The sequence below is a fragment of the Thermaerobacter composti genome (assembly GCF_033582035.1).
GTDB lineage: Bacteria > Bacillota > Sulfobacillia > Thermaerobacterales > Thermaerobacteraceae > Thermaerobacter > Thermaerobacter composti.
The window spans coordinates 2,623,137-2,637,349 of sequence record NZ_CP132508.1 but is presented as its reverse complement, the minus strand read 5'-3'; the positions used below and the strand labels follow the sequence as shown (position 1 = coordinate 2,637,349).

Sequence of the window (14,213 nt, the reverse complement as noted above, 5' to 3'; positions counted from 1 at the left end):
CTCCCGGCGGACGCACCTATCCCTTGACCACGATCAGCGGCCGCAGCCGCGCCACCCGCCGGCCGAGGCCGGCGCCCTCCACCGCCTCGACCACGTCGGCCACGTCCTTGTAGGCCTCGGGGATCTCCTCGTCCACGGTGGCACGGGTGGCCGCCCGCACCAGGATCCCCCGGCGCGCCAGCTCGCCCACCGGGTCCCGCTGGCGCGCCACCTTCTTGGCCTGGCTGCGGCTCAACCGGCGGCCGGCGCCGTGGCAGCTGGACCCGAAGGTCTCCGCCATGGCGCCCTCGGTGCCGGCCAGGACGTACGAGTATCGCCCCATGTCGCCCGGGACCAGCACCGGCTGGCCGACGGCGCGGTAGCGGGCGGGCACGTCGGGGTGGCCGGGGCCGAAGGCGCGGGTCGCGCCCTTGCGGTGGACCAGCACCCGGCGGCCGCCGTGTTCCTCCCACTCGGCGTTGTTGTGGGCCAGATCGTAGAGGACCCGCAAGCGGGTCGAACCCGGCCCGAAGCCGGCCCGCGTAAAGGCCTCGCGGGCGTAGGCGGTGATCACCTGCCGGTTGGCGAAGGCGAAGTTGGCCGCCGCGGCCATGGCCCCGAGGTACCCCTGCCCCTCGGGGCTCTCGATGGGAGCCGCCGCCAGCTGCCGGTCGGGCAGCTCGATGCCGTGGCGCCGCGCGGCCGCCAGCATGCGGTCGACGAAGTCCTGGCACACCTGGTGGCCGAGGCCGCGGGACCCGGTGTGGATCAGCACCGTCACCTGCCCGGGGAAGAGGCCGAAGGCCTCAGCCGCCTCCGGATCGTAGACGTGTTCGACATATTGAACCTCGAGGAAGTGGTTGCCGCTGCCCAGGGTTCCCAGTTGCGAACCGCCCCGTTCCAGGGCGCGCGGCGAGACCCGGTCGGGATCGGCCCCTGGCAGGGCGCCCCCGGATTCGATGCATTCCAGATCGCCCGGATCGCCCAGGCCCTGCTCCACCGCCCAGCCGGCGCCACGGGTCAACAGGCGCGGCCAGTCCGCGGCCGTGAGGCGCAGCTCGCGTCGTTCGGAGCCGACGCCGGCCGGCACCAGCCGGAACAGCGCATCGGCCAGCGCCTCCTTGCGGGGTTCCAGCTCCTCCCGCGTCAGGTCGCTGCAGAGCAGCCGCACGCCGCAATTGATGTCGAAGCCGACGCCCCCCGGGCTCACCACCCCACCCCGGCGCGGGTCGAAGGCGGCCACCCCGCCGATGGGGAAGCCGTAGCCCCAATGGATGTCGGGCAAGGCGACGGCCGGCTCGACGATGCCCGGTAGGGTCGCCACGTTGACCAGCTGGTGCAGGGCCTGGTCGCCCTCCGCCTTGAGGTCGCGGGCGATGTCGGGCGACGCGTAGAAGACGGCGTCGACCCGCATGGCCCCCTGACGGGGGATGCGGTAGCGATACGGCCCGTCGCGCTCGATGCGCACAGCCCATCACCTCGGCGACCCGGAGTGTCCCCATCGCGGAACGGGTACCGCGACCTGGGTCGGGCGGATGCGGGAAGGGCCCTATCGCATGCGGGAAGGGGCCCTCTATAGGATAACAGGGCCGGCACGAAGCCCGGGCCCACGCCGAGCCCAGAACGGCGAGATCGCGGTGGTCCTCTGGCCCGAGCACGAGGCCCGGGCCCACGCCGAGCGGGTGCGGACGGTGGCCGGCCGACGGGCGGGGCTCGTGGCCGGCGTCCCAAAGATGCTACCATTTCGAGGGGATGGCCCTGCGTTTCGCATTCGAGAGGGTGCGCCACGTTTTGCGTAGGATGCGTGTGCCTGCCGACGGGATCCGCCTCCGAGGGGACGGGATGCGTCGGCGAACCCTCGCGCCCGGTGCGTCCGGCGTGACCGGGGCGGCGAGGGCGAGGAGGGACGGACGATGACGCAGCCGTCGGGGTCCTCCACCGCAGGCTGGGCGGCGGCCCGGGAGGGGCAGCCCGCGAAGCCGGGCGCCGCGTCGGCCGGTTCGTCCCGGTCGCTCCGGGTGCGAGTGCGCCTGTTCGCCGTGGTCGCCGAGCGGTTGGGCACCCGGCAGCTGGAGCTGGTCGTGCCCGGCGGCGCCCGGGCGGCCACGGTGCGGGACGAACTGGCCCGGCGCGCCCCGGCCCAGCGCGGTCTCCTCGAGCTGTGTCGCCTGGCCGTCAACGGGCGCTACGCCGATCCGGAGCAGCCCCTTCGTGACGGCGACGAGGTGGCCCTGATCCCGCCGGTCAGCGGCGGAGCCGCGGATCCCGGCCCCGCGGAGGTCGCCGCACCGGGCCGTGGCGAGGCGGGGCGGGTCGCCGCCGGCGAGGACGGGCGTTTCTTCGTCACCGCCGCGCCCCTGTCGCTGGACGAGCTGTTCCGTGCCGTCGCCCGGGACGACCACGGGGCCGTGGTGCTCTTCGTCGGCATCACGCGCCGGTTCACCGGCCCGCGGGAGACACGGCGCCTGGAGTACGAGGCGTACCTCCCCATGGCGGCCGAGGAGCTGGCGCGCATCGGAGCGGAGGCCGAGGCCCGCTGGCCCGGCGTGCGGGTCGCCATCGGCCATCGCACGGGCCCGGTGGCCATCGGCGAGGCCAGCGTGGTGGTGGCCGCCGCGGCGCCCCACCGACCGGACGCCTTCGCCGCCGCCCGCTACGCCATCGACGCGCTGAAGGTGCGGGCGCCCATCTGGAAGCGAGAGCACTACGCCGACGGCCGGGTGGAGTGGGTCGGCGTGGGGACGGACCCCGCGACGGCGGCAGGCCCCGAGGCGGCGGGCGCGGCCGGCGGCGAAGCCGACGGCACCGGCGGTGGGGGGTGAGGGGCCGGAGCGGCATGTCGCGAGCCGCGGGCGCGCCGTGCGCCGCGGGCGTGCCGTTCACTGCGGGCAAGGGCGCCGCGCCGGGGCCCGGTGCACCGGCGCGGCGGCGGGCGAGGCCCAGGCCTGGCCCCCGAGGCCCGCGCCCCCACCGGCTGCGGTCCCACCCCGTCGAGGGGGGAGGAGGGGACGGATCTCGTCATGGCGTCGACGCGGACCGGGCCGATCACGTGGGATCCGGCCGAGGTGCCGGAGCTGGTGGGATGGGACCGCCAGCTCCCGCCCATCCGCATCCCGGTGACCGGCAACATCCCCACCACCCGCCGGTTGCGAGCCCTGGTGGACAGCGCGGCCTTCCAGCGGCTGCGCCGGGTTCGTCAGACGGGTCCGTCCTATCTGGTCTATCCCGGCGCCGTCCACACCCGCTTCGAGCACTCCCTCGGGACCTACGAGATGGCGCGGCGGCTCGTGCTGGCCCTGCTGACGCGATCGCGGCGCACCGGGCGGGATGGCGACGACCTGCCCGACGCGCCGGGAGGGGCGGACGGCGCCGACGCACCCGGGGAGGGGAGGGGCGGTGACCTCCTCACGCCCGACGACGTGGCGACCTTCCTGGTGGCGGCGCTGCTGCACGACGTGGGGCACTACCCCTTCTCCCACACCATCGAGGAGATCCCCGACGACGACCCGGTGCTGGCCGGCCGGCTCCCCCGCCACGAGGAGCGGGGTGCGGCCATCATCCGTGAGAACCCGGAGATCCGCCAGATCCTGACCGACCTCTGGGGGGTCGATCCGGCCCGCGTCTGCCAGGTGATCCGGGAGGAACCGGCCCCGGGCGACGCGGCCACGGCGCGCCTGGCCAACCTGCTGGCGGGTCCCATCAACCCGGATCGGCTGGACTATCTGGCCCGCGACAGCGAGCACATCGGCGTCCCGTACGGGCGCGGCATCGACTACCAGCGGCTGCTGGACGCGGTGTGCTGGACGCCCGACGGCATGGGGGTCGGGGTGACGCCCAAGGGCATCTCCGCCGTGGAGACCCTGATCTTCGCGTCCTACATCATGTACCGGGACGTCTACTGGCACCACACGGGACGCATCGCCGCCGCCATGCTGCGCCGGGCGCTGACCGAGGCCCTGCGGGCTGGTGCCTTCGCCATCGACGATTTCATCGACCTCGATGACGAGCAGGCCCTGGCCCTCCTCCGGGGCGTGCCCCACCCGGTCACCCGCGACCTCGTGGAGCGCCTGACGGGCGCCGGCCGCCGGCTGTACAAGCGGGTGGCCCGCCTCAGCTACCCCCGCGCCCTGGCGGGCGAGTACGGCACGGAGATCCGCGACCTGGTGCGGGCGGGCTACTGGGAGCGGGAGGCGTGGTCCCGCGACGCCTGTCGCGCCCTGGCGCGCCGCCTGGGGCGGCCCGTGGAGGAGCACCACCTGCTGGTGGACATCGTCGGCGGCGGCAAGGAGCTCTTCTTCGAGGTGCCCGTGGTGGCGGGCGACCGCGTCTACACCACCGCCGATCCCGAGGTCTCGGTGCTGGCCCCCAACATCGCCCGCAACTTCCGCGAGCAGGCCAAGTACGTCCTGCTGGCGGCGCCGGCCGAGTTGGCCGACGCGTTCCGGGCCATGCTGGGCCTCCCCGCAGGCTGGCAGCCCTCGTGACCGGCCGGCGGCCGTCCTCGGCGGCTGTCATCGTCCCGTAACGGAAAGCGCAACAATCCTGCAAACTCCGGCCCGAGGACGGACGCCCACCGCCCGGGTGTAACGATTGCGACACCCGCCTCTTGCATTTCTGTTACACATCTGTTACTATCACCGCGCCATGAGCCACAGCGACCCACGCGCGGATGCACGACCGGCGAAGCTGTTGCAGGCAGGCGTGTGGACGGGCATGCTGCTCTGGGCCTTCACCGCCGTGGCGCCGCGCCACGACGTGCAGGCCCACGGGCCGGCGGCGCCGGTGCCGTCGGTGGAGCAGCGGGCCGAGGTCCACCGCGAGGCAGCGGAGAGCCGGGCGGCGCTGCGGGCGGCCGAGGTGGAGCGCCGCCACAAGCTCGCCCTGGGCCGGCGGATGTGGACGGCGCGGTGGGAGGAACGGGCGCGACGGGAGCGGCTGGCGCGGTTGCGTCAGCAGGAGGAGGCCCGCCGTCGCGAGGCCGCGCGCCAACGCGAGCAGGCTCGGCGGCAGGCCGTCCGCAAGGCGGAGGAGGCTGGCCGGGCCGCCGCCCCCAAGGCGGAAGCCCGTCGGGCCTCCGCGCGCACCGCCTCGGCCGGCCGTCGCACCGCCGCCGACCGCGTCGCGGTCCGGCTCGACGAGCTGCAGCTGCTGGCCCGCATCGTCCAGATCGAGGCCGGCGGCGAGCCGTATGAGGGGAAGGTGGCCGTCGCGGCGGTGATCCTCAACCGGGTTCGGAGCCCGCGGTTCCCGGACTCCGTCCGGGCCGTGATCTACCAGCCGGGCCAGTTCCCGACGGCGGCGGAGCGGATCCCGCAGATCCGGCCGAGTTCCGCCGCCCTGCGGGCGGCCCGGGACGCCCTGGCCGGCCGGGATCCGTCCAACGGGGCGCTCTACTTCTACAACCCGGCGCGGCAGCGCTGCGGCGAGGGGGGCGGCGGGTTCCTCTGCGCCCTCGAGGTGACCGCCAGGATCGGCAACCACGTCTTCGCCCGGTGAGACGGCCTCACCCCATGGGGCGCGCCGGCGGGCCATGGGGTGCCTGTGGCGTGGTGGCGTGCCAGGGGGCGTGCCGGCGGGGCATGGGCTTTGGCTATTGGTGGCGGGCCAAGGGACGGGGTGCCGGGCGCGGTGGCGGGTCGACGGGCGCGGCGTGGCGGCGGGCAGGCCATGCGGACGACGGTGGGTGGTGGGCGCGGCCTGGCGCCACGCACGCCAACGGAGGGCCGGGGTCCGCCGCGGACCCTTGCCGCTGGTGCGATGAGGCACATCCCGGGGAGGGTGCCGGGCGAGGGCCGGCAGCCGGCGGCTGCCGGCCCTCGCCATGCCGGGGCGGGCGGCAAGGCCCAGGCGGTGGCGGTGGCGCGGGGCGCGGGCAGGGGCAGGGCATGGGCGTACCGCCGCCTGCCCGCCACGAGGCCAACCCCGCGCAAGCGTGCCGCGGCCGGCCCAGCGGCGGGCCGCCCACACGCCGACGCGCCACCGCGCCCACCGGCGGGCCGCCCACACGCCAGCGCGCCATCATGCCCACCAGCGGGCCGCCGCTCGGCGGCCGAGCGCCGGCCTCAGGGCCCCGCCGGCCGGGCCCGTCGAGCCCCGTGAAGCACGGCGGCGGCGCCCAGTCCGGTGAGCAGGGGCGCGGAGGCGGCCGCCAGCCCCCACACCTCGGGGCCGGGCAGCGTGGGATGCAACCCGGCCAGGTAGTCGACGGCGTCGTTGAACAGGCTCCACGCCGTGGCTGCCCCCACTCCGCGCAGCGAACCGGGGTAGGCGCGGAGGTAGAGCAGCGCCTCGAGGGCCATGCCGGCGTGGGAGGCGATGAGCAGCGCGGCCTCGCCGTCGACGAAGCCCGCCCGCAGCGCGTAGCCGCCCAGGACCACCACCGTCCAGAGGCCGTACTTGATCATCACCAGGTAGGCCCAGGAAGCCAGGGCCGGGACGGGCCGACCCGCCAGCTGCAGCACCAACACCACGGTGAAGAGGGTCGAGGCCGTCGGCGAGTCGGGGACCACGGGCCACTGCCACGCCGGGGTGGCGAGGAGCTGGTCGCGATACCACCAGAACCCCCAGATGGAGCCCACGGCGTTGACCAGCACCAGCAGGGCCGTGGCAGGGCGGCTGGCGGGAAGGCGGCCGAGCCAGACCAGCGCGGCCGCCGCCAGCCGGTGCCCCGGTCGACGCGGGGCGCCGGCTCCCACCCCCGGGTGACCGGACCCCTGGCCCGGCTGGGATCGGTCTCCGTCGCGGCCCATCATCGGGTGACATCCCGCTCCTTCCCGGCCCCTTCCACCTTGCCCACCACCACGGGCTGGCGCTCCCCGGGAGCCGGAGGCGAGTACCGCCGGCCCCCTGGGCCGACCGCCCCGCCCGGGGGCCCCGCACCTGGGAGGGTTCCCGTGCCGTCCGCCCCATGCCGCCCGTCGCCCCCGTTGGGCGGGGGCGCCACGACCGTGGGCCGCCATCGGGCTGAGGCCGGTGGCGGGAGGCGCGGGGCTAGGTTACATTGGTGGGCGGGGTGAGGACCGTGTCGCGCCCGTCCTGGCCGTGGATCGTCGTCCTGGCGGCCACGCTGGTCCTGGCGCCGTGGCTGGCGTGGCACCTGGGGCAAGCGGATCCCCTGGAGCGGGAGGCGCGGTCCCTGGAACGGGCGCTGCGCTGCCCCGTGTGCGAGGGCCAGTCCGTGGCCGACTCCAACTCGGCGGTCGCCCTCCAGATGCGCCAGGAGATCCGCCGGATGCTGGCCCAGGGCCGCAGCCGGGACGAGATCCTCCAGACCTTCGCCGACCGCTACGGCGCCTGGGTGGTGTACATGCCGCCCCGCCACGGCTGGTATCTTCTCGGTTGGGCCGGCCCCTTCCTGGCCGTCGCCGCCGGCGCCGGCGTGCTGGTCTGGTGGTGGCGCGGCCGCCGGCCGGACCTCGGCGGGCTGTCGGCCGGCGCTGCGCCCGCGGCGGCCACCCCCCCGGATGTGCCTTCCCGGCCGGCCGCGGTCGCCAGCGGGGACGAACCGGCCGTCCGCGGCGCCCCCTCCCCCCAGGCCCCGCCGGACGACGGCCGGCTGGACCGGACGCCGAGGACGGGCGATGCCGCCTCCCGAGACGACCGGGCGCCCGCGGTGCCCCTGGATGACGAGGTCCGCCGGTGGATGTGACGGCCGACACCCGGTGTCGACACCCAGGAAGGGGCGGTGAGGTCGAACCCGATGGCCCAGGTGGGACATGCCTCGACGGTGCTCGCCCTGGGGCTGGCCGTGGCGCTGGCGGCGTGGGCGCCCCTCGAAGGGCGCTACCGCTGGCGGCTGCGCTTCCTGCCGCCCGCCCGGTGGCTGGCGGCCGCCCTGTTCGGCGCCGTCACCGTCGCCGTCGCGATCCTGGTCCACGCCCTCTTCACCGACGACTTCTCCTTCCGCTACGTCGCCAGCCAGTCGAGCCGGTACATGCCGATCCCCTACAAGATCAGCGCCCTTTGGTCCGGTCAGGAGGGCTCGCTGCTGTTCTGGCTGTGGCTGTTGAGCGGCTACACCGCGGCCGTCGCGTTCACGGCGCGGCAGGCCGTGCCCACCTTGCTGCCCTACGCCCTGGGCACCCTGGGCGGCGTCGCCGCCTTCTTCGCCCTGCAGGTGGCGGTGGTGGCCAGCCCCTTCGCGGTGCTGCCCGATCCGCCCAGCGACGGACGGGGGATGAACCCCCTGCTGCAGAACCCGTGGATGGTCTCCCACCCCCTGACCCTGTATCTGGGCTACGTCGGCATGGCCGTGCCCTTCGCCTTCGCCGTGGCCGCCCTGTGGACCCGCAACGCGGGGGACGCCTGGATCCGGGTGACGCGGCGGTGGACGCTGCTGGCGTGGCTCTTCCTCTCCATCGGCATCCTCATCGGCGCCCGGTGGGCCTACACCGAGCTCGGCTGGGGCGGGGTCTGGGCATGGGATCCGGTGGAGAACGCGGCCCTGATGCCGTGGTTGCTGGCCACCGCCTTCATCCACTCGTCGCTGGTGCAGGAGAAGCGCGGCATGCTGAAGCGGTGGAACGTGGGGCTGGCGGTCTTCATCTTCCTCTTGACCATCTTCGGCACGTTCATCACCCGCAGCGGCATCTTCTCGTCCGTCCACGCCTTCATCACCTCGCCCACCAGCCCCTGGTTCCTCGGCTTCCTGGGCCTCGTGCTGGCGGCGACGGCGTACCTGCTGATCGACCGGGCGCCGCTGCTGGCCGACGAACGCCGGCCCGAGTCGGCGTTCTCCAAGGAGACCGGGTTCCTCCTGAACAACCTCCTCTTGGCGGGGCTGACCTTCGCCGTCTTCTGGGGCACGATCCTGCCGCTGGTGACGCCGCTCTTCGGGGTCCAGGTGTCGGTGGGGCCGCCCTTCTTCAACTGGGTCGGCGTCCCGCTGTTCTTCGCCATGATGGTCCTGATGGGCGTGGCGCCGGTGCTGGCCTGGCGGCGGGCCTCGTGGCCGCGGGTGCGCCAGATGCTGGCGCTGCCGACCCTGGGCGCGCTGGCCCTGGCGGTGGCGCTGTTCGCCTTGGGGCTGCGCGAGGTCCCCATCGTGGCCGGGTTCGCCATCGCCTTCTTCGTCGCCACGGCCACCCTGGCGGACGTGGCGGCAGCCTACGCCGCGCGGGTCGCGGCCACCGGCGACCGCTCCCTCCGCGGCTTCTGGCAGATGCTCAACCGCAACCCGCGCCGCTACGGCGGCTACGTCGTCCACCTGGGCGTGGTCCTGGTGATGATCGGCCTGACCGGCATGTACGGCTACCAGCAGGTCGAGGCGGTGGGCCTCGCGCCGGGCGAGAGCTACACCATGGGCGGGTTCACCATCACGTACCACGGCCTGGGCGAGCGGATCTCCGAAGGCGTCCCGGCCGTGTACGCCGACCTCACGGTCTCCCGGGACGGACAGGTGGTCGGGCGGCTGCAGCCCGAACGCCGGTTCTACCCAGGGTTCGCCGAGACCATGGGGGCCACGCCGGAGGTGGCCATGCTCACCTCGTGGAGCCGTGACCTCTACGTGGTCCTGGGCGGCTGGGAGGGGGAGACCGCCGGCTTCGAGTTCTACCTCAACCCCATGGTGGCCTGGGTCTGGGTCGGGGGCTACCTGCTGGTGGCGGGGACGCTGTTCTCGCTGTGGCCGCGCCCGGCCATGGCGTCGGTGCGCGCCCGGGTGATGGCCGAGCTGGCCGAGCTGGAGTACGACTACCGCGTGGGCAAGATCGGCGCCGCCGACTACGCCCGGCTGCGCCAGGGCCTGGTGGCCGCCGCCGCGGCGGCGCTCAGCGGATGGTCCGAGGCGGAGCGCAGGGTGGCGGCGGAGATCGACGCCCTGGCCCAGGCCGGGGCCGGGCCCCGGGTCCCGGCGCCGTAGACGTGCCGAGAGGGCCCCTGCCCCCTGTCGGCGAGGTGCAGCCAACGGAACGCACCGAAGGCCACCGTAAGCACGGTACCGCGCGACGCACGCCGCCCGCCGTCCGGCACGGCGCCGGACCTGTGGCCCCGGCGTCCGGGTCCCAGGCCCACCGCGGTTGCCGGGGCCGACCTTCGCGCGGGCGGCCGCCCGGGAGGAGGCGTCATCCTTGATCGAACAGGGCATTGCCGGAGCGGACCCGCAGACCCCGTCCCCCACGGCCGGCGCGGCCAGCGGTGGCGCCGCACCCACCCATTCGCCGCTGGTGGTGGGATGCCACCTCTCCGTCGCCAAGGGCTTCCCGACGGCGGCGCGGGTGGCATCCCAGGTGGCGGCCAACGCGCTGCAGTTCTTCCCGCGCAATCCCCGGGGCGGGGCCCAACGCCAGGTGGACGAGGCGGAGCGCGCCGAGTGGCTGCGGCAGCGGGACGCGGTGGGCCTGCGCTTCGTGATCGCCCACATCCCGTACACGGTCAACCTCGCCTCGCCCAAGGCCCAGGCCTATGCGTTCGCCCGCCGCGTCCTGCAGGAAGACCTGGAGCGCTGCCGATGGGTGGGGGCGGACGCCGCCGTGACCCACCCCGGCAGCTACGTGGAGGGGGATCCCGCCGACGGGATCCGTCGCATCGTCGCCGCCATCGAGCCGGTGCTCCCCCTGTTGGACGAACCCGGCGCCCCCTGGCTGCTGTTGGAGACCATGTCGGGTCAGGGCACCGAGATCGGCGGCCGGCTGGAGGAGCTCCGCGCGATCCTGGACGGGCTGGGGTGGCCGGAGCGGGTTGGCGTCTGCCTGGACACCTGTCATCTCTTCGCGGCCGGCTACGACTGGCGCGACCCCGCAGCCGTCGATCGGCTGGTGGACGACGTGGACCGCGCGGTGGGGTGGGGGCGGGTCCGGGCCCTCCATGTCAACGACAGCAAGTTCCCGTGCGGCAGCCGGCGCGACCGCCACGAGAAGGTCGGGCAAGGGGCCATCGGGCGGGAGGGATTCGCCAACCTGCTCCGGCATCCCCGCCTGCGAGCGCTGCCCATGTTGCTGGAGACGCCGGTGGACCGCGAGCTGGAGTACGCCGACGAGATCCGCTGGCTGCGGGAGCTGGACCGGGCCTTGGGGGACAGCTGAAGGGCCGCGCCCCCGGGCACCGGCAGCCCCACCGGCAGCCCCCACCGCGCTCGGGCCCCGGGTCACGCAGCGCGTGACCGCCTTGCCACCTGGACGGTTCCGCCGAGGGAGGCCGGGGTGCGGTCGTCGGGGAGCCGGGGAGGGGCGCGCGGCCTGCGGACGCCAGCGATCCCGCCGTCGGCCCCGATGCCGCCCGGGTGACCCTGGCGGCCGGGTCCGGTGCCCTGGGGGACGGGTGTCAACCTTTCCGCGGCCGGACGCGCCCTCCCCGCGACGGCGGTCAGCGATCGCCGGTCCGTCGATTTCCCGGGAAATGCGTCGGGACGAACCAGCCGCCGCCGACATCCTCCGGCATGTCGGGCGCGGGCTGCCAGGCGATGGCGAAATCCGCGGCGTCCACGGCGGCGGCCACCGGGAGGTCGGCCGCGAACCCCGCCTCTACCAGCAGGCGCCCGTGCCGGCAGCCGGCCAGGGCCTCGGCCAGCCGGGGCCGTGCGGTCTGCCAGAGCTGCAGGGCGGCGACGGCGGCGTCGGAGAGGCGGCACGGTCGGGCGCCGGTCGGCGGGCGGGCGGCCGCCGGGGGCGTCACCGCCGCCCCGGGCGGGGCGGTCGGCTCGGGTCGGTGGGTTGCGCTGCCGGGAGCGCCGATCAGCGCCTCGATCACCGCCCCGGCGCCGATGGCGTCGTCCAGGGAGAAGCGGCCGTGGGTGCCCGCGCAGATCAGGGTGATCCGGTCGACCCTCGGGTCGGCCAGCAACGCGCGGGCGGTGGCCGCCCGGTTGCGCAGCGACGCGGCGAACAGCCGGCGACACCCACCGCGCAGGGCTGCGACGGCGGCCCGGGTACCGTTGGTGGTGCACATCACCAGGGTGCGGCCCGTCACACGCTCGGCGGTGAACTCGCGAGGGGAGTTCCCGAGATCGAACCCCGGCCGGCGTTCCATCCGCTCCTCCCCGGCCAGGAGGGGGGCGGGCGTGAGGCGTTCCCGCAACGCAAGAGCCTTGGCGGGATCGGCCACGGCCACGACGGCGCGGGCCCCCGCGGCCAGGGCGGCGGTCATCGTGGTGGTGGCGCGCAAGATGTCCAGGAAGGCTGCTGCCTCGCCGGGCGCGAAGGCGTGGCGCTCGGCCTCGTCTGCGGTCCAGAGCACGTCGACGACCAGCTCGCTCAAGCCGGAAGCCCCCTTCGTCCGGATTGCACCGCTCTGGTCGCCTTACGATGCCACCGGGCCGGGCTCCTTCGGCGTCGTGGCTGGAGCGGGCGCAAACATCGCCTGGCCGCGCGCGCTGGACGCCGCGCTGGCGTCGAGGCTGAGTGATTGCGCCGGGTTGCCTTCCGGCGGGACCTGCGCTATGATTAGGGCTGCGCCGCGATGAGACGGGCGCCGCTCCGGGTGCCGGCCGCCAGCCGGTCGATGCAGGGGATTGTTCCAGGTGAGCCGACGCACCCGGGCGACCGAGGACCGAAGACGGTGTCTCGGGACATGCGGAAGGAGCTCAACACGCGGGAGTAGCTCAGTGGTAGAGCGTCACCCTCCCAAGGTGAAGGCCGCGGGTTCGATTCCCGTCTCCCGCTCCATCCTCGTCCCGCCCACCAAGGGGCCGGCAGGCTTGGCCTGCCGGCCCCTTGCATTGCACACGGCCGACTGGGTGCTCAACGGCGCGGGGCGCGGCCGGTCTCCTCCTCCTCCCGCTCCGAGGGGGCGACGCGGGCGCTGACCCCGGCCGCCGCCGGGTCCGTCCCTGCGCGGACGAACTCGGTGTTGCGGCAATCGGGGCACGGCGGCAGGCGATCCCCGGCGTCGTCCAACCGCACCGTCTGGCCGCACCGCGTGCAGGTGTAGACGCCCGGGCCGGGTTCCTCCCCCGTGCGGGGCATCGGACTCACCCCCGCGCATAGGGTGCCCCGCCTGCCGGGGGCGACCCCGTCGGCGACCGCGAGGCGGGCGCCGCGCCCTCCGGCTCGGACGGCCAGACGGAGGGCAAGGACGGGCAAGGACGAAGAGGGCCCACCGCCATCGCGGCGAGGGCCCCGCACGAAAAAGGCGCCTCGCGCGTCGACCGAGGCGCCAGGCGACGGTTCCGCCCGATGGGACTCGCGGTCGGGTTTGCACCCGATGCCGGCATGGGAGCGCGCCGCGCAGGCCTTCGCGCACCGGGCCGGCCCACGGCCTTCGGGGCGCCGGGCCGGTCCTCAGTCGCCGGCCACCGCCACCCCGACCCGCTGGAGCATGCGGCAGTGGGCGCATACCTCGGCGGTCGTAGGCTGGCCGCACACCCGGCACGGCCGGACCTCGACCCGTTCGCGCTCCTCCTGGAAGTGCGGTCGCCCATGCTCGAGGAACCCGAAGAGGAAGCGCGCCTTGGCGCCCGGGGACAGCTCCTCCAGCTGGTTGAGGATGTGCTTGTACTGGATGGATTTGGCGCCCTTGGCCATGGGGCACTCCTCGACGATGTAGTCGATGCCCCGCAGCACCGCGTAGGAGGCGATCTCGCGTTCCGTCAGCCGGTACAGGGGCTTGACCTTCTTCACCAGATTGGGCGCGGTGGCCTCCAGCACCGGCGACTGCCGCGCCAGGTACCCGGTGTTCCAGTGCAGCACGTTGCCCAGCAGGGTGGCCGCCTCGTCGTCCAGGTTGTGCCCGGTGACCAGGACGTCGTAGCCGCCCTCCAGGGCCTCGCGGTTGAAGATGTACCGCTTGTTCAGGCCGCACGCCGAGCAGGCGGGACGGCCGGCCTTGCGCGCCAGCTCGGTGGTGCCCAGGCCGTACTCCTCCTCCACCGAGACGATGCGGAGGACCGCGTCGCGCTCCTCCGCGAACTTGCGCACCTTCTCCGTGGAGCGCTTGGAGTACTCCCCGATGCCCAGGTCGATGTACAGGCCATGGGCCTCGTACCCGAGGCGCAGCAGCACGTCCCAGATGGCTAGGCTGTCCTTGCCGCCGGAGACCGCCACCAGGATCTTGTCGTCGCGGGTGAACATGCGGTGCTCTTTGATGGCCCGCTGGACCTGGTTGTCGAAGTACTCGAAGAAGTGCTCGGTGCAGAAGGCGGCGTTGTGCCGGCGGATCGGCACCACCGCCTGTTCGCCGCACTTGGTGCACTTCATCGACGCCACCTCCTTTCCCCGGCGGCGGGAACGGGTCGGGACGGACCGGAACGGGCCGGAACGGCCGGCCGCCAGTCAGAGCCTACGGCGGGACCCGGTGGGAGC

General features: G+C 74.6%; 11 protein-coding genes and 1 tRNA gene. 7 read left to right on the top strand and 5 right to left on the bottom strand.

Annotated elements, in window-relative coordinates; translation table 11 throughout:
• Positions 1 to 16: 16 nt before the first annotated feature.
• Positions 17 to 1,393, bottom strand: a complete 1,377-nt coding sequence (locus Q5761_RS10680) for an RtcB family protein (protein WP_413084602.1) — start codon at positions 1,391 to 1,393, stop codon at positions 17 to 19.
• 499 nt (positions 1,394 to 1,892) lie between these two features.
• Between Q5761_RS10680 and Q5761_RS10675 the strand changes: the two genes are divergently transcribed.
• From Q5761_RS10675 to Q5761_RS10665, 3 genes are all read left to right on the top strand, one after another.
• Positions 1,893 to 2,801: a molybdenum cofactor biosynthesis protein gene (locus Q5761_RS10675; protein WP_318750591.1), complete on the top strand. Its 909-nt coding sequence runs from the start codon at positions 1,893 to 1,895 to the stop codon at positions 2,799 to 2,801.
• Between the two features lie 198 nt (positions 2,802 to 2,999).
• Positions 3,000 to 4,463 (top strand): HD domain-containing protein, encoded by a 1,464-nt coding sequence (locus tag Q5761_RS10670; RefSeq protein ID WP_318750590.1) that lies wholly within the window; start codon positions 3,000 to 3,002, stop codon positions 4,461 to 4,463.
• Between the two features lie 205 nt (positions 4,464 to 4,668).
• Positions 4,669 to 5,475, top strand: coding sequence for a cell wall hydrolase (locus tag Q5761_RS10665; protein WP_318750589.1), 807 nt, complete (start codon positions 4,669 to 4,671; stop codon positions 5,473 to 5,475).
• A gap of 566 nt (positions 5,476 to 6,041) precedes the next feature.
• Here Q5761_RS10665 and Q5761_RS10660 read toward each other — a convergent pair.
• Positions 6,042 to 6,731 carry a DUF1405 domain-containing protein gene (locus Q5761_RS10660; RefSeq protein WP_318750588.1) on the bottom strand — a complete coding sequence of 230 codons (690 nt, stop codon included), beginning with the start codon at positions 6,729 to 6,731 and terminating at the stop codon, positions 6,042 to 6,044.
• 269 nt (positions 6,732 to 7,000) lie between these two features.
• Between Q5761_RS10660 and Q5761_RS10655 the strand changes: the two genes are divergently transcribed.
• The 3 genes from Q5761_RS10655 (at position 7,001) to Q5761_RS10645 (ending at position 11,000) form a co-directional block, all read left to right on the top strand.
• Positions 7,001 to 7,627 carry a cytochrome c-type biogenesis protein CcmH gene (locus Q5761_RS10655; protein ID WP_318750587.1) on the top strand — a complete coding sequence of 209 codons (627 nt, stop codon included), beginning with the start codon at positions 7,001 to 7,003 and terminating at the stop codon, positions 7,625 to 7,627.
• A 51-nt stretch (positions 7,628 to 7,678) separates the two neighbouring features.
• On the top strand, positions 7,679 to 9,838 hold the full coding sequence (locus Q5761_RS10650; protein WP_318750586.1) for a heme lyase CcmF/NrfE family subunit: 2,160 nt from the start codon (positions 7,679 to 7,681) through the stop codon (positions 9,836 to 9,838).
• Between the two features lie 208 nt (positions 9,839 to 10,046).
• A complete protein-coding gene (locus tag Q5761_RS10645) occupies positions 10,047 to 11,000 on the top strand; it encodes a deoxyribonuclease IV (protein ID WP_318750585.1) in 954 nt (317 codons plus the stop codon).
• Positions 11,001 to 11,280: 280 nt separating this feature from the next.
• On the opposite strand, the gene Q5761_RS10640 is transcribed toward Q5761_RS10645, so the two are convergent.
• Positions 11,281 to 12,171 carry a 2-phosphosulfolactate phosphatase gene (locus tag Q5761_RS10640; protein WP_318750584.1) on the bottom strand — a complete coding sequence of 297 codons (891 nt, stop codon included), beginning with the start codon at positions 12,169 to 12,171 and terminating at the stop codon, positions 11,281 to 11,283.
• Between the two features lie 332 nt (positions 12,172 to 12,503).
• Here Q5761_RS10640 and Q5761_RS10635 point away from each other — a divergent pair.
• Positions 12,504 to 12,578, top strand: a tRNA-Gly gene (locus Q5761_RS10635).
• A 75-nt stretch (positions 12,579 to 12,653) separates the two neighbouring features.
• On the opposite strand, the gene Q5761_RS10630 is transcribed toward Q5761_RS10635, so the two are convergent.
• Positions 12,654 to 12,878, bottom strand: coding sequence for a zinc ribbon-containing protein (locus tag Q5761_RS10630; RefSeq protein WP_135224343.1), 225 nt, complete (start codon positions 12,876 to 12,878; stop codon positions 12,654 to 12,656).
• Positions 12,879 to 13,193: 315 nt separating this feature from the next.
• Positions 13,194 to 14,108: a TIGR00269 family protein gene (locus Q5761_RS10625; protein WP_318750583.1), complete on the bottom strand. Its 915-nt coding sequence runs from the start codon at positions 14,106 to 14,108 to the stop codon at positions 13,194 to 13,196.
• Between the last annotated feature and the right edge of the window lie 105 nt (positions 14,109 to 14,213).